15 protein-coding genes and 1 pseudogene are annotated in these 19,616 nt (G+C 66.9%); 4 read left to right on the plus strand and 12 right to left on the minus strand.

Features of this window, described 5'->3' with window-relative positions; all coding sequences use genetic code 11:
• Positions 1-25: 25 nt before the first annotated feature.
• Together ID554_RS12965 and ID554_RS12970 are read right to left on the minus strand one after the other, a co-directional pair.
• The gene (locus tag ID554_RS12965; RefSeq protein WP_117231169.1) at positions 26-442 is read right to left on the minus strand and encodes a roadblock/LC7 domain-containing protein; all 417 of its coding nucleotides are present in this window, start codon (positions 440-442) and stop codon (positions 26-28) included.
• Positions 442-2,817: pseudogene (locus ID554_RS12970) on the minus strand (nitrate- and nitrite sensing domain-containing protein); the annotation flags it as partial. The gene ID554_RS12965 and the pseudogene ID554_RS12970, both read right to left, overlap by 1 nt.
• A gap of 107 nt (positions 2,818-2,924) precedes the next feature.
• On the opposite strand from ID554_RS12970, the gene ID554_RS12975 reads away from it, so the two are divergent.
• Both ID554_RS12975 and tnpC read left to right on the plus strand, forming a co-directional pair.
• A complete protein-coding gene (locus ID554_RS12975) occupies positions 2,925-4,352 on the plus strand; it encodes an IS1380 family transposase (protein WP_199489339.1) in 1,428 nt (475 codons plus the stop codon).
• Positions 4,353-5,336: 984 nt separating this feature from the next.
• Positions 5,337-6,797, plus strand: coding sequence for an IS66 family transposase (gene tnpC / locus ID554_RS12980; RefSeq protein WP_117231431.1), 1,461 nt, complete (start codon positions 5,337-5,339; stop codon positions 6,795-6,797).
• Between the two features lie 30 nt (positions 6,798-6,827).
• Here the strand turns inward: tnpC and ID554_RS12985 are convergent, their stop codons facing one another.
• The 3 genes from ID554_RS12985 to ID554_RS12995 form a co-directional block, all read right to left on the minus strand.
• On the minus strand, positions 6,828-7,502 hold the full coding sequence (locus tag ID554_RS12985; RefSeq protein ID WP_191088831.1) for a hypothetical protein: 675 nt from the start codon (positions 7,500-7,502) through the stop codon (positions 6,828-6,830).
• A 267-nt stretch (positions 7,503-7,769) separates the two neighbouring features.
• Positions 7,770-8,651, minus strand: a complete 882-nt coding sequence (locus ID554_RS12990; RefSeq protein WP_191088873.1) for an IS3 family transposase — start codon at positions 8,649-8,651, stop codon at positions 7,770-7,772.
• On the minus strand, positions 8,648-8,941 hold the full coding sequence (locus ID554_RS12995; RefSeq protein WP_191088698.1) for a transposase: 294 nt from the start codon (positions 8,939-8,941) through the stop codon (positions 8,648-8,650). Before ID554_RS12995 ends, ID554_RS12990 begins: the two co-directional genes overlap by 4 nt.
• Before the next feature lie 41 nt (positions 8,942-8,982).
• Between ID554_RS12995 and ID554_RS33060 the strand changes: the two genes are divergently transcribed.
• A complete protein-coding gene (locus tag ID554_RS33060; protein WP_396888515.1) occupies positions 8,983-9,309 on the plus strand; it encodes an asparaginase domain-containing protein in 327 nt (108 codons plus the stop codon).
• On the opposite strand, the gene ID554_RS13000 is transcribed toward ID554_RS33060, so the two are convergent.
• The 6 genes from ID554_RS13000 to fxlM form a co-directional block, all read right to left on the minus strand.
• A complete protein-coding gene (locus ID554_RS13000; RefSeq protein WP_223884577.1) occupies positions 9,206-10,021 on the minus strand; it encodes a hypothetical protein in 816 nt (271 codons plus the stop codon). The genes ID554_RS33060 and ID554_RS13000 overlap by 104 nt on opposite strands.
• Before the next feature lie 49 nt (positions 10,022-10,070).
• Positions 10,071-11,045 carry a thiopeptide-type bacteriocin biosynthesis protein gene (locus ID554_RS13005; RefSeq protein WP_117231156.1) on the minus strand — a complete coding sequence of 325 codons (975 nt, stop codon included), beginning with the start codon at positions 11,043-11,045 and terminating at the stop codon, positions 10,071-10,073.
• Positions 11,046-11,125: 80 nt separating this feature from the next.
• A complete protein-coding gene (locus tag ID554_RS13010; RefSeq protein ID WP_117231155.1) occupies positions 11,126-12,364 on the minus strand; it encodes a lanthionine synthetase C family protein in 1,239 nt (412 codons plus the stop codon).
• Positions 12,361-15,432 (minus strand): lantibiotic dehydratase, encoded by a 3,072-nt coding sequence (locus ID554_RS13015; protein WP_117231154.1) that lies wholly within the window; start codon positions 15,430-15,432, stop codon positions 12,361-12,363. The genes ID554_RS13010 and ID554_RS13015 overlap by 4 nt, the downstream gene beginning before the upstream one ends.
• Before the next feature lie 66 nt (positions 15,433-15,498).
• Positions 15,499-15,678 (minus strand): FxLD family lanthipeptide, encoded by a 180-nt coding sequence (locus ID554_RS13020; RefSeq protein ID WP_117231153.1) that lies wholly within the window; start codon positions 15,676-15,678, stop codon positions 15,499-15,501.
• 56 nt (positions 15,679-15,734) lie between these two features.
• Positions 15,735-16,955 (minus strand): methyltransferase, FxLD system, encoded by a 1,221-nt coding sequence (gene fxlM / locus ID554_RS13025; protein ID WP_117231152.1) that lies wholly within the window; start codon positions 16,953-16,955, stop codon positions 15,735-15,737.
• Positions 16,956-17,376: 421 nt separating this feature from the next.
• Here fxlM and ID554_RS13030 point away from each other — a divergent pair, with 421 nt between their 5' ends.
• Positions 17,377-18,246 (plus strand): phosphotransferase enzyme family protein, encoded by an 870-nt coding sequence (locus ID554_RS13030; RefSeq protein WP_117231157.1) that lies wholly within the window; start codon positions 17,377-17,379, stop codon positions 18,244-18,246.
• On the opposite strand, the gene ID554_RS13035 is transcribed toward ID554_RS13030, so the two are convergent.
• The gene (locus ID554_RS13035; RefSeq protein ID WP_147333616.1) at positions 18,240-19,610 is read right to left on the minus strand and encodes a hypothetical protein; all 1,371 of its coding nucleotides are present in this window, start codon (positions 19,608-19,610) and stop codon (positions 18,240-18,242) included. The genes ID554_RS13030 and ID554_RS13035 overlap by 7 nt on opposite strands.
• Positions 19,611-19,616: the final 6 nt, after the last annotated feature.

Below are 19,616 nucleotides of genomic sequence, written 5' to 3' on the forward strand. Positions count from 1 at the left end.
ATGGTCGACATCGGTGGGCACGCGGTCAGCCGGCCGTGCGGGGGCCTGGCTTGACCGCCTCACCGATACGCGCCGCCAACGCCGCCAGCTCGTAGGCCACAGCGGCCGGATCGCAGTCGGCGCGGGCCAAGGCCGCCAGCGACGACCCGTCCGACACCTGCTGCACCACCAAGATGCCGTCGTGCATCATCAGCATCTGGAACTGCACGCCACCGGTCTCCAACAGATCGGCGGTGCCGCGCGCCAAGCTGACCAGACCAGACACGATCGCCGCGAGCTGATCACCCCGGTCGCCGTCCAACGCGGCGGTGCTGGCCAGCAGCAGACCGTCACCGGACACCGCCACGACGTGCGCCACGTCGGGCATCTGCCGGGCCATGCCATCCAACACGACCGACAGCTGGGGATTGCGGGCATTCGCGGTAGAGGTGATGACGCTCATCAGCGTTCTCCTGTCGAAAGGGGAGGAGTCAACGCGGCTTTCAGGCCGCGCATCGTGCCGGCGACCTGAGCCCGAATCGCCGCCGGATCTATCGGTGGAGCAGCCCCAGCAGACGGGCGGGGCGTCGGTGACCCGCCCGGCACCACATGCGCCTGCGGACGTCGCCGAGGAAGACCCGACGCGGTCCGCCCATCGGTGGACGGGTCGGCGGCCGACGCCGCCGCCTGCCACCCCGCGTCCGCACCGGTGTGGAACCCGCCGTCACCAGTGCCGTCGCCGCGAACCGGCCACAACCACGGCGACTGAGCCGAGAGCTGCCGGAACATCGGCGGCTCACCCGGCTCCGCCGCCCCTGGCGGCAGCGGCAGAGGCCCGCGCTGACGAGGCACCGCCGGCAGTTCCATCGTCGCGTCGGACGGCACCGGCCGCGCCCGCGGCGGCACCACCGGCGCTGGTGCGCTCGGGCCCGCCCAACCCGTGCCGGTCCGAGGCATCGACGAGACAGCCGGCGGCGCCGATACCGGATCAGGTCCGGCCGGACGGGGAGCCTGGCCCGGCACCACGATCTCCCGCACCCGCACCCGCGTCACATACATCGCCGGCACCACGACCTCAGCGGTCACACCAGTGGGTCGGGTCGCGTTCAGCCGTGCCCGCACCCCGAACTCGCGCGCCAGGCGGGAGACCACCACCAACCCCATCTGGTCGGTGACCGCGACCTCCACCTCCGGACTCGCCAACAACGCGTTGGCCCGCGCGAACTGCTCCGGCAGCAACCCCAGGCCGGTATCGACGACGAGGATCTGCACATCGTGTCCGGCCCACACCCCGAACACCTGCACCTCACCGGCGGAGAACCGAGTGGCGTTGTCCAACAACTCCGCCAGGATCGACTTGACCGCATCCACCGCACGAGCGTCGATCTCCACCTCGACCAGCCGCCCCACCCTGATCCGGGCGAACCCCTCAGTCTCCGACAACGCCGCGTTGACCAGATCAGCCAGCACCACCGGCTCCCGCTGCGACTGCCCAGGACCCCCACCGGCCACGATCAGCAGGTTCCCCCCATACCTGCGCAACCGGGTCGCCTGCTGATCCGCGGTGAACACCCGCGCCAACCGGTCCGGGTCCTCCTCGTCACGCTCCAGCAGATCGATGCTGCCCAACAGTTGATCGGTCAACGTCTGCACCCGCCGCCCCACCGACGTGATCATCGCGCTGACCACGGCACGACTCCGCGCCTGACCTGCCACCGCATCCACAGCGGCCTTCAACACCTGGTTGAACGCTCCCGCGACCTGACCCACCTCGTCACGGCCGACGACCGGCACCGCCACCCCACCAGCGCCCTCGGCCACCTGCCGCGCCACCGCCGGATCCGACGTCGCCCGCAACCGCTGCACCAACGCGGGCAACTCCACCTCCGTCACCCGCCGCGCGCCCTGCTCCAACGACGACAACTGCGCGACCAACGACCGCGCCACCCGCACCGCCGTCACCACGGCAACCAGCACCATCACCACCAACACCACGGCCTGGACCACCGCCGACCGCACCTGCACCAACCACAGGCCACGAGCAGCAGCCGAGATATCGGCATCAACAGACCTCTGCACCTGCGCCAGCAGATCGGCCCGGCTGGTCATCACCCGAGCCCACTGCTGCGCACCACCCGGCAACCGCACCGGCTCATACACCCCAGTGCCGGACACCACCCCGTCCAGCCGCACCGCCGCCAACACGTCCTCACCGGTCAACGTGCGGCCCAACCGCGCCCGCCACGACGGCCGCGCCAGGCCATCGAACTCGCGTAACGCCTCATCCTGCGCAGACCGCGCAGCCACGATCTCGGCATGCAACGCCGGCGTCAGCCGCCGCGCCGCCACCGCCTGCAACACCGCCACCTGCTGCTGACCCACCGACTCACGAGCCCGCGACAACGCCGCCGACGCCCGCATCTCATCCGCCAACTCCGGCGTGACGCCACTCTGCGCCGCCGTAGGCAGCAGGTCATCCAAGTCGGCAATGACGCCCCGATAGCTGAACGCCACCGCCGACATCGCCACCGGACTGTCCCCACGCACTCGCTGCCGCTGCGCGCTGACGTCAACTAAGCCGCTGTCCACCCGAGTCAGCACCGCACGCACACTCTCCGGGAGCCGACTGATGCGCATCCGCAGCTCACGGAACCGCGACACCGCGTGCCCCGTTTCCTGCACGGCCCGCTCGAAGTCGGCGGGCGTCACCCGCGAGCCCGGTAGCAGCAGCCCCAGCGCAGCAGTCCGCTCAGCCTGCAAGCGCTGCGTTACCTCCCCAGCAGCCGCACTCACGCCGAACACGTTCCCCGCGCGCTGGGCAGTACTGGCCTCCCCGAGTCAGAGGCGATTTGACTGATCGAGGGCGATAAACGAAAGGTGCTCCTGACCTGCAAGGATTTGGGTGTCGAGTCCATGTCCACAGCAGAAGCGGGTGCACCTTTCTGGTGAGTAAGGGTAGCGGGTGGGATCAGCGGCTGGTCGTCGGCGCGGGCGGGAAGGGTCTGGTCGGTCACGCGGGTGCGGTCCTGCTGCGCAAATGCGCAGATCGGACCGGTCTGACCAGCGGTTTGAACAAGGTGCTACCGCGCGGCAAGGGCCCTGGGTGGTGGGATCGCGGCACGGTCCTGGTCTCACTCGCGGTCGCGATCGTGCTCGGCGCCACGAGCATGTCCGACATCGCGGTCCTCGCCCATCAGGGATTGGTCTTCGGTGATCGGCCGTCGGAGCCAACCGTCCGGCGAGCGTTGGCCGGTCTCGACGAGACCGCGCTGAAACGGATCGGCAAAGCGCGGGCGAAGGTCCGCGCTCACGTATGGGCCCTGCTCGCCCGCCGCCCGCAAGGGTTCCCGTGGCTGACGGTGGCGGGCAAGCTGCTGTCCGGGTGGGTGGTCATCGATCTGGACGCCACCCTGATCACCGCTCACTCACCGAAGCAGGGTGCGGCGGCCACGTTCAAGAAGGGTTTCGGGTTCCATCCGCTCGGTGCGTGGTGTGCGAACACCGCGGAATGCCTGGCCATGCTGCTGCGGCCCGGCAGTGCCGGCTCGAATACGGTCGCCGATCACATCCGGGTTCTCGGTGAGGCGATCGCTCAGTTGCCGGTCGCCTACCGGCGCAAGATTCTGATCAGGGTCGATGGGGCCGGTGCCACCCACGACCTGCTCGAGCACATCGAGGCGATGAACCGGCTGTGGCGCAGCGTGAAGTTCACCGTCGGCTGGACGATCACCGACGCCGACGAGATCGCGATCGAGCAACTGCCTGCTGAAGCGTGGACCGACGGCCTCGCCCAGGACGGCACGGCCGTCGACACCGCGCATGTCGCGGAACTGACCGGCCTCAACCAGCGCCTGGAGAACTGGAACGGCCGGCTACGGCTGCTCGTGCGGCGCACGAAGCCGTCGGCCCGGCACGCGAAGAATCTCACCGCGCTGGAGAAGCGGACCGGCTGGCGGTACGCGATCGTCGCCACCAACATCAGCCGGATCGCCGGGGTGCCGGGCTCGCACCAGCCGCAATGGATCGACGCTTTGCATCGTTCGCACGCAGGAGTGGAAGACAAGGTGCGCACGAACAAGGCCATGGGCCTGCGGAACCTGCCGTCGAAGGCCTGGACCGTCAACCGCGGCTGGGTCCTCGCCGCCAACATCGCCGCGGACATCACTTCCTGGACCCGGTTGCTCGGCCTGCACGACCAGGACGACCTCGCCCACGCCGAACCCGCAACACTGCGTTACCGGCTGCTGCACCTGCCCGCGAAACTGGCCGCCCACGCCCGCCGGCGTGTCCTGTCCATCCCCGAGACCTGGCCGTGGGCCGACGCGTTCACCCTCTGCTGGCAGCGCCTCACCCTGCTACCACTGACAACCTGACCCTGGACCCCTGTACCTACCAGTAGAAAGACCGTGACCGAGCCCGGAGAACTCGCGCTTCCACAGCGACACGTGGCGATATCACACCCAAACCGGGTGGACAAAACGGTCAAGCCGAAACGGTCAGGCAGGGAGCAAGACCCTCTGACGGATCGAGGCTGGCCTCATCGGCTGAAGACCAGAGGCCAAATCCAGTCGAGACCACCGCAGCCAGCGCCGTCGGCACCACAATTAGTGCCGCCTTCAGCCGCACCGGCATATCCGCCAACCGGCGTGCCCAAGTTCGGTGCCTTGCGGTGCTCTCCAACCCCGTCACTCCTGTCCTGGATCCGCTGGCATTGAGCTCTGCTGGTCTGGCTGTTTCGGATACTGGCAGGCAGGCGGGGCAGCGCCTAGGCTGCTACACCGACCGCACACGCTCGGCAATTCCGGTAGCTGACACCCCAGCCACTCGGACCGACGACAAGACTGGCCGGGACCGCAATCGCCAATATCGGCAGGCATCGTCCCTCGATACTCGGCGATCACGGAGTGGCAATCTCGATGACCAGGATGACCTGTTTCCCATTCACGGAGATCATGCCGCTGCATGGCCTATTCTGGGAATGCCGACCTTCGGTTCGACCTGGTGTTCCGACTTGCGGTCCGACCGGCACCCGAACTGGCGAAACGGCGATGCCAGTCATGCACAGCATAGACGCACTCCGGATTAGCGGGGTTACAGTGACCTCACCCGCAGCTGAACCATCGGCCGGGCATGAGTGGTCCTGGAGGCTGCCGGCGAGTCGACCTAGTCCGTATGTCCGCCGGCGATGGCTCGGGCGTGAGATTCGTCGTCTACGTGAAGAGCACGGTGTGACGGGTAAACATTCAGGGCCACTCCGGGTGGTGGCCGTGAGTGGCTGTCTGTGATTGACGGGCTGGGTCGATCTTGACGGTGTGTCGATGCGCGGCCGGGTGCGATCGATGTGTTGTGATCGGTGGGTGCCGGGCTTGGAGGAGTTGTCGCGCGAGGAGTTGATCGGACTCACGCGACGGCTGATCGTTCAGGTGGAACAGTTGACCCAGGCGAACCGGGAGTTGACTGATCGGGTCGCGCGGTTGGAACGCCTGGTGTCGCGTAACAGTGGGAACTCGGGGATGCCGCCGTCGAAGGATGATGATCCGGGACGGACGCCGCCGGCGGAGGTGTCCACGCCGGTGCCGGCAGCCGGTGCTGGTAAGCGGTCGCGGGGTAAGCAGCGGGGTGCGCCGGGTGCGCAGCTGTCCTGGTCACCGTTTCCGGACGGCATTGTGGATCATTTTCCGGGCGGGCCGTGTGGATGCGGATCGGATCTGGCATCGGCGGCTGATCTGGGGGTTTACGCCTCGCATCAGCAGGTCGATGTGCCGGCGATGACGGCGACGGTCACCCAGCATGATCGGCACGCGGTGCGCTGCGGGTGCGGGGCGATGCACGTGGCGGCCCGCCCCGAGGGGGTGCCGGACGCAGGCGTCTCGTACGGGCCGAATCTTCAGGCGTGGTGCGTCTATCTGATGGTGGTGCACGCGATTCCGGTGGCCCGGTGCGCTGACCTGGTCGCCGCGTTGACCGGCTCGCGTCCGTCGGACGGGTTCGTCCACGCGTTGATCGGCCGGGCCGCGGCGGGGGTGGCCGAGTCGAACCGGATCATCCGCACGCTGATCGCCCTCGCGCATGTGGTCTCCTGCGACGAGACCCCGATCCGGGTCGGTGCCCGCAAGGTCAAGAAGTACCTTCTGGTCGCCTGCACCCGCCTCTACACCTGGTACCTGCTCGGTGACCGCAGCCTCGACACGTTCAAGGTGTTCGTCCTGCCGGACCTGACCGGGGTGGTCGTGCACGACCGTTACCAGAACTACGACGCGAAGATCTTCGCCCACCTGGTCCACCAACTCTGCGTAGCCCACCTGATCCGCGACTGTCAGGACGCCGCCGAGACCTACCCCGACGCGCACTGGCCGATCCAGATCCGCCAGGCGCTACAGGGACTCGTCCACGCCGCGAACCTCGCCCGCGCACAGAACCTGCCCGCGATCGGCGAACACATCGCCGGCCCGCTGATCGACGCCTACCGGCACGGCGTGCGGATCGGGCTCAAGGAGGTCGCCCGGGTGGACGGCCGTAAACAGCCGAAACACCGGGCACTGCTGGAAGACCTCCACGACCGAGAAGCCGACATCCTGCGATTCACCACCGACCTGCGCATCCCACCCACGTCGAACCAGGCCGAACGCGACCTACGGCCCGCGAAGACCCAGCAGAAGATCTCCGGACGGCTCACCAGCGAGAAGGTCACCGAACACCGCTACGCCATCCGCGGTTACGTCTCCACAGTGACCAAACACGGCGCGGATGTCATGACCGCCATCCGCGACGCCATCCTCGGCCGACCCTGGACACCACCCGCCTGGGCACCCGGCTAACCCACCACGAGCAACGACCGCCACCACCCATCACACACTGCCACCAACGGCTACGTCATGGAGTGGCCCTGAATGCTTACTGTGACGGGCGAGTTGATCGCTCGCGCAGTAGGATTTCCTCCTCAGAGTATGAGCGCTCCGGAAAATGGGCATCTCGGCCCCGACGTCGACCTTGTCAGCGGGATCTGCGACTACCTGGTAGTCGGCGCGAACCGGCGAGCGGCAATCATGGAAGCCGCAGCGGAGTGCTCGGATGATGTCCTGCCGCAGGTGCACCGCTTCTTCGTTGCGGTCACACAGCAGCAGGACCTTGAACGGGACGACCTTCCCCCTCCGGTTGCCCGAGCGGGCTGACCCAGTGGTGGATTCGCGCTCGGCGAGCAGGTCGAGGCCCAAAGGAGCAAGCGAGATGAGTGGTAGAACCACCTCGGGACAGGTCAACCGCCGATTCGCCGGGATGAGGCCGAGGTGCGGGCCAAGGTGGGGCGGGTGCCGCGCAGAGGCACCGACACTGGTGTCGCCGTAGCCGAAGTGGATGGTCGCGACTACCCTCAGTGCGTGGGGTTGCTCGATAACCAGGAGTTGTCTGCCCTCGTTGGGTTGGCGCTCGTCTTCGGACTGCTGTACTTGCTGCCTGGCTACTGGATGCGCGGCGTACTTCTCATCTCCGCCGCCGCTTTCATCCTCTCTTCGCTCGCTCAGCACGGGGACTACCGGCGGTCCGCCTTGATTCTCACAGCCAGCGCACTCGCCGTTCTTGTCGGGATATCAATCTTTTGGGCTTGGACTGGCTCACGCCCCGGCTGGCTGATAAAGCTATTCATCGCAGCTTTGGCCCTCACATCGCTCTGGATCTGGTTGCAACGAGGTGCCCCTTCAAAACTTCTGGTCCTTCCGGCCGTGTCGGTTGTCGTTGGGGCGTGGATCTGTGACGTGATCCGAAAAATCCGGACTCGAACCAAATGCAATCTATCATGCGACTTGACGATTAGCAAACCATTCATCGAGAACTTCGGCCGGCGGTCTATAGCCAAGGCCGGAATGCAACCGACGCCGGTTGTAGAAGCCCTCGATGAACCGGATGATCTCGCGGCGTGCGTCAGCCCGGGTAGCGAACACACGATGATGTACCCACTCGGTCTTCAGTTTCCCGAAGAACGACTCGGCCATGGCATTATCGAAACAGATGCCGGTCCGCCCGACTGATTGCCGAATCTCGTGTCGGGCAAGCGTGGCCGCGAAGTCGCCGGACGTGTACTGGCTGCCGCGATCGGAATGAAAAACAGCCCCGTCCGGCAGCGGAACACGCCGCGCTGCCATGTCCACGGCAGCGCACACCAAAGAAGCCGGGTAACGCTCGTCGACCGCCCACCCGATAACACTCTTCGAATAGCAATCGATAACCGAAGCCAGATACAACGGCCCCTCGCCGGTATCGATCTGGGTGATGTCGCCGACCATCTTCACGCCCGGCACCGTCGCGGTGAAGTCCCGGCCGACCAGGTCCGGGATCGGCCCCGCAGCACGGTCCGGCACGGTCAGCCCTCGCCGCCGCTTCACCTGCACCGGCACCAGCCCCTTCGCTCCCATCAGCCGCCGCACCAGGTCATCGTCGACCTCGACCCCACCGCGGACGAGCTCGGCGTGCACACGCCGATACCCGTACGTGCGGCCCGAGCCGATAAACACGGCTTCGATCATCGCGGTCAACTCCACACGACGTCGCTCTCCGGCCGACGGCGGCCGATCCAGCCATTCGTAGAAACCGGACCGGGAAACACCGACCAGGCGGCACATCATCGTCACGTCGAAGGCAGCCTTCTCCGCAGCGACAAGCGCGTAACGCTCGCTTATCGTTGTTCTCTCGCGAAGAAGGCCGCAGCTTTTTTCAAGAAAGCGTTCTCCTGCTCCAGCTCACGGATACGCCGTTCCATCTCCGCGACCCTCGCCCGATCGATCGCATCCCGCGTCTCGTCGGTCTGCCCAGGATTACGCTTCTTCTCGGCGATCACCCAGTTCCGGACTGTCTCGGCGACCAGACCGAAATCACGCGCAACCTCAGCATAGGTACGCCGACCCTCGACCACCGAACGCACCGCTTCTGCCCGCAACTCAGGCGAATACTTCGCAGGTTTCTTGCTCACGTACTGTTCCTCCCGGACTCCTCGTCACCCTACTTGGGGACGTGTCCGGAGTTCTCGGGTCACCTCAGTGGTGGACTTCCGCCGCCGTCCCGGGAGCATCCCTCACCTTCGCCGACACCACCGCACTCGCCACCGCCGCGACCCGCGAACTCGCCGCAGGCGCAACCGGAGTGGTCGTCACCCAAGGCACCGACACGATCGGGACGAACGCTGGCGGTCTGGCTCACCTGCGGCATAGATGGCTGTGTCACCCGAAGGCCGCGGTCACGGCCACCTGGGTTGGTTCAGCAATACGGCGGCGCGATGGCGGAGCGGTTCGACGAGTGCGGGATTGGTTCCTTGGCTGGCCGCGTGCAGGAGCTCGGTGATCACCGCCAGTTCGGCGTATCGGCCGGTGGCGGTGTGGAGCCAGGGGGCCAGTTCGTGAGTGATGTCGGCGGCCGTGTCCGGGGAGAGCAGGCTGTAGCTGTGCAGCATGGCGGCGTCGTAGCCGGCTGGGGCGAGTCCCCAGCCTTCCCAGTCAAGGATGTGCAGTTCGGGGGCGCAGAGGTTCGCGAAATGGAAGTCGCCGTGCGCGGTCGTCCACGGATACCTGGTGTAGTCGCCGGCTGAGATGCCGAGGTAGTGCGGCATTGCCCAGGCCAGGAATCCGGGTTGGATGGTGACGCGGGTGGTGTTGACCGTGGCGATGGCCTCCAGCGCTGTACGCAGGGCGGTCCACCAGCGGGGCGGGATGTTCGGTGGGGTGGTGATGACCGCGTGGGCGGCGACCGCCTGAACGCTCACGTACTCGAACAGCTCGCTGCGATATGTCCAGCCGCTGTCGGTCCAGTCGTGCCAGCGCTGGAGGTGTGGTCGTGGGATTGATGAGGAGAGCACCCGTTGTGCCTCGATGGAGCCGTTCCAGAAGGTGTCGATGATCTGGTCGGTCGGGGCGCTGGCCACCCTGAGCCATCCTGGTCCGTGGGTCGTGGTGACGGGCTTGCCGAGTGTGCGGCCGTGCCAGCCCCATGCCTCATGGGGGTTGGCGGTCAGGTCGGCGTGGAGGAGCGTGCGGGCGTGGATGTGCGCTGCGCGCATTCGGCAAACGACGGTGGGATCGTCAGGCTCGGGCCACATCGGCTTCGTCCTAAGCCGGGGTGCCGTCGGTGAGGGGCAGGATGACGGTGGATGCGCTGTGAGCGAGTACCGCCTGTGCAGCGGTGGTGAGGCCGAATCGGTTCCAGTGAAAGATCAGGTGGTGGGCAAGTACGTCGCGAAGCCCTCGGCGTAGGGCGCCGGAACGCGCGAGGTCGCGCAGCGCCGCGCCGGTTTCGTTCGCGGCGGCGAGCCACGGCTGTACCGGGTCGAGCAGGGCGTGACCTTCGCCCGACAGGGTGGTTCGTTCTGTATCGAGGGTGAGGATGCGGTGGACTTTGCCGGCCGTGTTGCGCAGCCGGTCCTTCGGGATGTCGGGGCCAAGGGGGCGCATCTGCTGCACGCGATGCCAGACGTCTCCTTGTTCGTGCCAGTCCTGGTCTGCGGCGCGCAGCAGCGCGGTGCAGACCAGCAGCGACAGTTCTCGGCGGCCGAGTACAGCCGGTTGTGGGTCTCGCTGGACGAGGATGTGGTCGAGGTGAGAAAGGATGTGGTTGCTGTCGGCGTGGAAGAATCGGTGAGCCACGTCCATACCGGCGGGGCCGCCGAATGCCCAGGTCTCGGGCTCGTAGATGGCCGTTGACCAGGTCGTGATCAACCTTTGTGCTGCCAGCGGGTCGAGTATGTCTGCGGTGAACCGTCGTAGCTGCTCGCGTTGGTGTTGCTCCGCGCGAAGCCGGAGGCGCCAGTACGGCGTCTTGCGGATGTACCACCACGATGCCGTGGTGCCTGCTGCTTCTGCCTGCCGCAGTTTCGGGCCGATAAGCCTTGCCATGGTGTGCTCGGCGGTGTGCCGGTCAGGGAAAGTGAGGTTGGCTTGGTGCCAGTTGTCGGCTGCTGCGCTGTAAGTGAGAGCAATACGTCCAGCGGCCTGGTACCGCTCGGCCACTTCGACGAGTTCGGCGACGGGGACCGCGGCGCGGGCGGCTGCCAGCGTTGCCGGCGTTCCGGTGAGGAGGGCCAGCACCGCCGACTCCGGGACCCCAACACCGGACCCGGCCCCTTGTCGGAATGCCTGTCGGCACTCTCCGATCTCTACGTCGGTTGTTACGTGATCAGTAGACATGTATCCCATCCGGAGACAGATGGTTCGCCGTGTGCGATGGCGGCCAGGGCGAGGGCGGTGCCCGCGCGGCCCTCCAGCAGTCCGTCGCCGAGTTCCTTCGTCTCGTTGTGCTGGAGCAACTGGCCTATGAGGTGCGGTAGGTGCTCGGTGATTGCCGGGGTGGCCGCGTCAGTGGCTGTCCGCCAGGTTGTCGTGAGTAAGCCGGCCCAGCCGTGACAGAGGCTGACGTCGCTGATCTGTTCGAGCTGTCGCGGGTCAGCGACGCAGGATACGAGCGCCTGTTCGGCGAGGTGCCGGCGATTGCTGTCGCCGGTTGCGAGTCCGGCGAGTTGCTGGGCTCGGGCGATTCCGGGGGTGCCGTAGCACCAGGAGGGGCGGAGCGGGCCGGGTTGGGTCGGTCGGCCCGTACGGCGGTCTTGGTGGGTGACCCACTGGGGCCACCAGGGGCCGGTGTCGTGGTCTTGGCGCCAGGTGTCCAGCCAGTCGCAGATGTGCTCGATGGCGTCCAGGTGACCGTCGACGACGATGCCGCGTCGCTTGGCGTGGGACAGCAGCGCGAGTGGACCGGTGATGCCGTGGGCGAGACCGAGGTTGGCGTGGCCGCCGGGAAAGGCGGGTGAGGTGGCTGCGTGCGGGTCCTGCGCGGTCCACCAGCCTGGCAGCGTCATGCCGTTCTGGCGTACTGGCTCGGTGAGTCGGACGAGATAGAGCAGGATGCGTTGGAGGGCGCCGTCGTCCCGATCGTGGCGGAGCAGGTGGGCGCCTATACCCGTCAGCCCGGAGATGATGTCGTACTCCGCCATCGTCGGCAGCTCTCGACGGGTGATGCGGTGGAGCGCTAGGTCGACGCGGCGGTGCGCAAGCACGGCGACCGCCTGATCGAGTGTGCGTTGGGCCTTGGCGTAGCGGTTGCTTCGGTCCTGGTTGGTGAGGTGAAGCGCGAAGGCGATGGCAGGTGCTCCGTGGTAGAGACTGCTGTCGGTGTTGGCGAGTACGCCGGCGCGTACGGCCGCGTTCAGCCAGCGGTGGGCGGTGTCCCATTCGCCGGTGCCGGCGAGAGCGCGTTCGATGTGGAACAGCGTGATACCGGCAGCTCCGTGGGCCAGGGACTGGGCGTGCTCCGGCCGGGGTGGTGGGGTGGGCGGTGCCGCGAGGCGGTTGGCGACGGCTGCGATCTCGTTGGCGATCCGCAACGCCGATGGCGGGATTGCGGGGTTCATCGCGGCCTCATGGGATGGAGGGCGCACCACCGTAGCGCGGCGGCCCGCGCCAGCCGGCGACCCAGGCGTTCGCGGTCGGGGTCGATGCCGTGCAGGCGGATGCTGTGCAGGTGCAGTAGGGAAGGTAGGACGGATAGCGGGTCGCGTTGCGGGGCGAGTTCGTCCCGGTAGTCGGCGAGCACGGCACGGCGCTGCTGCCAGACGTTCAGCACTGTGTTGGTGTGGTCGGCGGTGCGGAGGGCCGCCCAGTCATCGGTGGGGTCGGCCACGCGGACGGCGGTGGTGTGGACGGCGCGTGAGGCCGGCGTGGGCTCGTGAGGCAGGTGGGTGGTGAGCCACCGCATTCCGGTGGCGGTGTCGCCGGTGAAGGCGACCGCGATGTCGACGAGGCTGGCGGCGGCGAGCGCGTCCAGCGGCAGCCTGGTTGTGGCGGCCTGTTGCTCGGCCAGGGCGGCAATGGAATCGGCGGCGAAGACCTGTTCGGCGGCGGTCATCGCCGGGCCGTGGCCGTACCGTCCGGTCTCGGGGTAGTAGGTGTCCAGTTGTAGCCGGCCGAGGAGTCGATGGTGCCGCAGTCGGACGGCCCAGGAAGCGACCCGGGCGGCGGCGGGGCCGTAGTCGTCAGCGGTCTGTAGCCGGATTCGTAGCCGCAGATGAGCTTCCGGGTCACGGTAGGGCAGGTACCACCAGTCGACGGGACCGCTCCAGCCAGCGAGCAGCTCAGGTACTCGGCGAAGGATCTCCACGGTCCGCCCCGTGTACAGCTTCGCGTACAGCCATGCTGCGGCCCCGGGCAGGTGTCCGTCGTCGTGCTGTGCGGTCTGGACGCGGATCACGGGTGGTGCTGCCGTGGCCGGGGCGGTGGACGTCAACGGGATGGTGACCTCGTGGGCGTGACCGTCCAGCCACTGGTAGGCGTGCCGGGACGGGGCTTCGTCCAGCCGGGCGTGGCCGTGCCGGTCAAGATGTGTGCGGAGAAGGTCCTGGTGCAGGTTCTCGGTGAGGTCCAGCGGCAGAAGGTTGTCCGCTTCCACCAGATACACCCGGTCAGGCAGGCGGAACCGCTGCCGCCACCCGGCGAGCGCGTCCTTCCACTGAGGCCAGGGCGCGGCTGACGGTGGCAGATCGTCGGCGGCGAGGTTCCACCGGGCCGGGGAAAGTACGGTGCGGCCGTATCGGATGCGGGGCAGGAACGGTAGCGCCGCTGCGGCGCCCCACGAAAACGGCATGTAGACCGCCGCCCGCGCCCGCGGCAGCTCGCAGAGGAACCGGGCCAACGGATGGCTGAAATGGCGGAACTCGACAGCGTTGAACACCGTGGGCTCGATCAGTCGGCGGTGGCGAAGCGACACCAGGAACAGTCCGTCGGTGTCGCCGCCGACCGCGAGGTCCTCGACACGAATCCCCTTGTCCCCGTCGACGAACTCGCCCGCAGACAGAAGCATCGGCAGCATCGGCGGTGCACAGGCGAGGTGGTCGGAGGATGCCTGCGCTGGCGGGAACGACAGTTGGGCAGCAGCCGCTCCGGCGCGCACCGTCGCGACGGCCGAGTAGGCGTCCCGGAATCGGGCCTGCTCGACTGGGTCAAGCAGATGCAGGAATCGGCCGGTGGTTGACCCGACGGCGCGGGCCGCGCCGGAGACGACCAGCGTGTACCGGTCCTTGCGCAGTGCCGCCGGGCTGTCCGCGTGGATCTGGACGAACAGCTCCACGTGCGGCGGCACCTGCACCGGGTTGTCGGGGCCGGCGAGGTCAGCGACGATTCGCTCGTCGAGCGTGATCTCGTCACCGCCATCCATCGTCGCTTGCTGCGCCAACCTCAGCAGGCCCCGGTCCCGCTCGCTGACCGGGGCGGCGACGACCGATCGGTCTGATCCTCGGTAGGTGGCGGGCAGGCCGAGTCCGATCGCCGGGTCGACCACGTCCGCGAGTGGGACGACGGCGCCGACGCCGTAGCGCTCCAAGAACGCGGCGTGGTACTCCTGCCATGGCGGTAGCCCTTGCGGATACGGCGTCAACCGGGTCAGCACCTCTGCGGCTGTGCGGGCGTGCCGGATCAGCGTCTCCGGCAGCGTCATGGTGCCGTCGAGCCGCAGATCTACCGCGACCGGCTGGCCCGAGCCGGCGCGCATCTGGTTCATCTTCTCGACCAGCGCGGAGGAGCGGGCCACACCACCGTCGGCCTGCGCGCCGTCATCGTGGCTTCGCATCGTGTCCGCGACTGCCCACAGCGCCTGGACGGTATCCGCCACCTCCGGGATCGCTTCCGCGTCAACGGCCGCGAGCTGCGTCAGCAGATGGCCGAGACCGTCGGTGGCCGTCATCGGTGGCTGCAATGCCGTGAGCAGCACCCGCATCTGGACCAATCGCGTGACTGCCGTCTCGGCTGACGATGCTGAGCCGTTCGGAAAGTCACTGCGGAGCTTGTGAATCAGGTTGGCGACCACGATCGGTCTACGCGCGTAGGTGATCAGGGCCGTGACCGCTGCGGTGCGCCGAACTGACACGTCAACCATGCGCGGTGCGCCGCCACACGGGTCCTGGTGGGTGGAGGGCCGCTGACACGGCACGAGCACGCGGTCCTCACGGACGTCGGCGAGGTCGTTGAGCATGACGGGCAGCCGGCGCAGCAGCTCCGGGTAGCCCTCCAGCAGAGTCGTCACTGCGGCGAGCCATGCACCGTCGGCTCGGGTCACCGGCTGGTGCCGCCGGCCCCACCGCACCCCGGGTACGGTACCCAGGGCTACCGGAGCAACTCCGGCGAACAGCGCGAACGGCGTGCTCCGGCCGGTCATCCGGAGCAGGTACCGCGAGACCGACGCCACCGTTCGGCGGAGCTGACGCGGGTCACGACACTGGCCTGAACGGATTCGCTCGACCTGCTCGGCCAGCGTCGGGCTTGCGGTCGTGATGGCGTTCGCAAGTTGCTCACGGCTCCACACCGCGGTCAGCCAGTCACTCACGACCTCGGCGTGGAGGCCGTCGCTGAGGTTCGGCCAGGGATGAAGGTCGTAGGCAGTGGAGTGGGTGGACGCGCGGATCATGAGCGCGTCGAGGACCTGGTACACGGTGCCCCTCCCGCAGGGGTACCGGTGGGTCCGGCGCCGTCGGTGCCGAACCCACCGCTGATCGAGTCAGGACTTGCAGCTCGTGCAGGCCGACGCGCAGGTCTTGCCACAATTGTCGCTGGTGCTGCGCATCAGCTCCGGGATCACCGGCCCGGACTCGATGAGGCTGATGTCGAGATCGAACAGGTCCTCTTCGGTGTCCGTCTCGCCGGTCGTGGCGGGTGCGGTCAGGGTCGTGGTGGGCATGACGTAGTTACTCCCCTTGTGCTCGGCAGTGGGACGCCTGGACCTGCCATCGCCGGTCAGGGCCAGGAGATCGTGACGGTCGTATGCCGTTTCGGGACGACCCGCACACCGGGCACCCGCGCGACCGGCACCGACGCGGGGTAAATGGTGAACTTCGCGGCAGCACCGCGCCGGTGCTCGTGATCCCACAAGCGGATCTGCTCGATCAGCGTCGCGGCGAGGCCCTCCGCGTCCACACCATGCGCGTAGACACCGAACTCATAGGTCTGCGTCTGCGGATCGACCTCACGGAACGCGACATACGCGAAGCCGTCTCGGCTCAACAGTGTTGGCGTGGCGATCGGCGACGCCGGATCAACCAAGCCGCGGGCAGCATCGGTGCGCGCACGGCTGAGCAGGCAGAATCGGTCCAGGCTGGTGGCCAGCCACAGGAACAGCCCGTCGAAAGGCTCCATGCCGCCGAACGTCACCCCCGACCATGCCTGCACCCTGGGCAGACGCAGCGCCTCCCGCAGCCCCTCGGCCTCCACCGGCTGGTCATCGTCGAACCGCAGGCCCACCTCCTCGCCGTGCAACGTCACCAGTCGCTCGGCCCGCGCTCCGACACCCTGCACCGCGACAAAGCCGGCCATCTCGTGCCCGACACTGACGAGATGATCGCCATCACGGACCAGCGCCAGCGAACGGCTCAATCCTCGAACCCGCAGCGGCACGACGATCCGGCCTCCCTCCGCCAGCTGAGTCCACCACGCAGGCGGCACGTCGAACACGCCAACCGTCACGATGATCCGATCGAACGGCGCATGCTGCGGGACACCGTGCTCGGCATCGGCCAGCACGACGTTGACGTGCCCGTACCCGGCGGTGTCCAGAAACCGGCGAGCCCGGTCGGTCACATCGGCGTCGATGTCGACCGTCGTGACCTCACCATCCGGCCCGACCAGCTCCGCCATCAACGCCGCGTTGTAACCCCCAGAACCGATCTCCAGGCATCGCATCCCCGGGCCGATCTGCGCTTGTTCCAACATCACCGCCTGCAACCACGGCGCCGAAACCGAGCTGATCGTCACTCCATGCTCATCGCGCTTCGTGCGGACGATGTCGTTCGCGTACGCCTCTTGCAGCGGCACCTCGGGAGCGAACAAGTGCCGGGGTACCGTCCGGAACGCTGCCGCCACCTCCAACGATGCGATCGAGCCCGCAGTCACAAGTTCCTCGACCAGTGCATGCCGCAGAGCGTCTGCCTGTGCCGAGTCAGCAACGGCCGCATTCGCCACTACAGATCCTCCCGTACTTAAGGTCACCGAAAGTTACGACCATAGCGATCCTGGATGCCGCAGCGAGGCCACGGAGCAGCCGAGGACCGCAGGGACGTAGATGGTCGGAGGCGATGACCAGGCAGATCGCCCCGCCGCGCCATCACACCCGTCCAGGTAACCGACTGCCGCATAAACCATTACAGAACGCGATGGGCGCGGGAATACCGACCTCCGGTCCGACCTCGCATGCCGCTCGGGGGTCAGTAGTGGCATCGAGTGGGCCAGAGGTACCGGACCTTCGCCCTCCAGGCTTACAGCCGATGGGTTGCCGTTGGCAGCGGGGCGATCGCGGTTCGTCGTACCGGCGAGCCGCCAGGCGACACGGATGATCGAGCACCCGACCAGACGGCTCGGCGAGCCAAGGAAGGAGAATAGGGCGGTGCGCGCGGAAGAGGCGATCAACGTAGTGAGATCAGCAGCCACCAGGGCTGGCATCCCGGCTCATGATGCCGCAATAGTGCGAGTTGGCGAGAACGGCGTGGTCTTGCTGCCAGCCGCCGGCGTGCTGGCAAGAGTGGTGCCAATTCGGACCATCGGAACAGAATTTCGCCGTGAGACCGACGTCGCTGCCTGGCTGGCAGAACAGCAGGTGCCCGTGGTTCGCCCCGTACGACCGGAACCCATCACCATCGGACAGCATGTGGTGTCCTTATGGGAGTACCTTCCCGATAGCCGGCCGGCCGACCTGGTCACGCTCGCCGAATCCTTGCGTCACCTTCATTCCGTCCCCCTGCCGACGAATCTGCTACCCCAACTGACACCGTTTGATAGGTTCGAGGAGCGGCTAACATCAGGAGTCGACCTCGATCCCAACGACCATGCCCTTTTGTGCCAACTTCGCGACGAACTCTCGACACAGTGGGCACTTACAGTATTCGCTATCGGGGACGCCGTCCTGCATGGCGACGCTCACATGGACAATCTTCTGGTCACGGACAGCGGACGGATAGCGTTCGTGGACCTGGAAACGGTGTGTATCGGGCCGCCAGAATGGGACCTGACCCTGACCGCCCTCTACTATGAGTGCGGATGGTACTCGGAGGAGGATTACCGCAGATTCGTCCTAACGTACGGATTCGACGTTCGCCGCAGCCCATCGTGGCCGATGCTGCGGCTGATTCGCATGCTGAGGATGACCCTTTGGCTCGCCCAGTCGGCAGACAATGACCCGCAGCGACGGCGTCAGCTAAGACACCGCATCAACACGCTGCGAGACGGAAGCGCACCTACCGGCTGGACCGGCTACTGAAGCTGCGCGCTCACCGTCGTCGCCAAGTGCGCCCGCACTGCCGAAAGCTCATCCGCAAGGTTCGGCCCCGGATCGGCTTCCGCGAGAATCGAATCAAGGACCCGAAGGTCATCGCGCAGTCGGGCGGAGTGAACACCATCAGCGTCTGCCAGACCCACCCGTACCGACTTCAACGCCTCGCTCAGGCTTTCGCTACGCACCTGCAAGCAGGCAATTCGAGTCATAGTGAGGGCCCGCGATCTGGCAGTCTCCACCGGATGCAAAAAGTACGCCGACTGCAACCGGTCTATCGTCTCGGCCATCTTCTTGCGGTCATTGCCCGTCACAAAAATATCAAACAGGGCATGTCCGGCATCGCCAAGAATCTGGCCGGCATCAGCGTAATAGCCCCACACAGGATCTTTGATCCCGGCCGACGGGCTTGCCGAGAACTCCTCATCACATTGCCCTACGGCTCGGACACAGGCCGGCCCATCATGATTCCTCGCGTAGGCACGAGCCTCCACGATGTGAACCGCAGCGCGTCCAAGCGGAGGAAGATCACGCCAATCTGGCCGAACGAGTTCGATTACCTCAAGAGCATCGGATACCTGTCCACGATAAGACAGATGCCTGCTCAGCGTAGTGGCAGTGTGGGCCCGCTGCTGCACATCCCCAGCCTCGCTGGCAAGTTGGATCGCAGTGATCAGATATCGCTGGGCAATATCAGGCTCCTCGCCCGAGTCGAAGCACGCCCACCCGGCAAGGTCGCCAAGTCGGGCCGCCATCGAAAGCCATGCCTGATGCACCGACTCAACGGCGAGCGCCTGGCGGGCGACTCGGCAGGCCCATTCGAGTTGCCCGGCCATCGCCGCACGAGCGAGTCCACCCCCATGCTGATGGTCCCAGTCCTCAAACAAGGCGATGCTGCGTTGCAGCGCCTCGACATGAGGCCACTCGATCTTGGCCGGTGCCCGCAAGCCCAACATCCACGGTCCCGGCAGGTCCCCGAGGCCCCCGGCCCCACGACCGAGCCATGCAGCCGTCAACTGCCCGAGATCGGACTTAGGACCGTCGGTACGCCGAGGGCTGTAGAGGCCAAGGTCGACGTCGGTAGCGGCTGACAGAACATGCCGCAGCGCGGCCCGACGCTCCTCGCTAGGCCACCGGTGTTCCCCACGCTCCAGCTTGCCCACCCAGCGGTGATCGACGTACTGGGGAGTTAGGTTCTGCTTCGGATACAGAGCATCGAGCGCTACGTTGGTGGCATCGGCCAACTCGGCTCGAGACATACATTGCCCGAGCCGCCTGGGTGACGGCAGCCGTTGACGGGCTTCAGCCAACAGCGTGTTGGGCATGATCAGCGTCTCCGGATGACGAGGCACTGACTC

This window comes from Micromonospora craniellae (assembly GCF_014764405.1).
In the GTDB taxonomy this organism is placed as follows: Bacteria; Actinomycetota; Actinomycetes; order Mycobacteriales; family Micromonosporaceae; genus Micromonospora; species Micromonospora craniellae.

Coding starts and splice junctions, on each gene's coding strand:
- ID554_RS12965 (WP_117231169.1), bottom strand. CDS start 442: ATGAGCGTCATCACCTCTACCGCGAATGCCCGCAATCCCCAGCTGTCG.
- ID554_RS13000 (WP_223884577.1), bottom strand. CDS start 10,021: ATGCGCGCAGCGCACATCCACGCCCGCACGCTCCTCCACGCCGACCTG.
- ID554_RS13010 (WP_117231155.1), bottom strand. CDS start 12,364: ATGAACCCCGCAATCCCGCCATCGGCGTTGCGGATCGCCAACGAGATC.
- ID554_RS13020 (WP_117231153.1), bottom strand. CDS start 15,678: ATGCCCACCACGACCCTGACCGCACCCGCCACGACCGGCGAGACGGAC.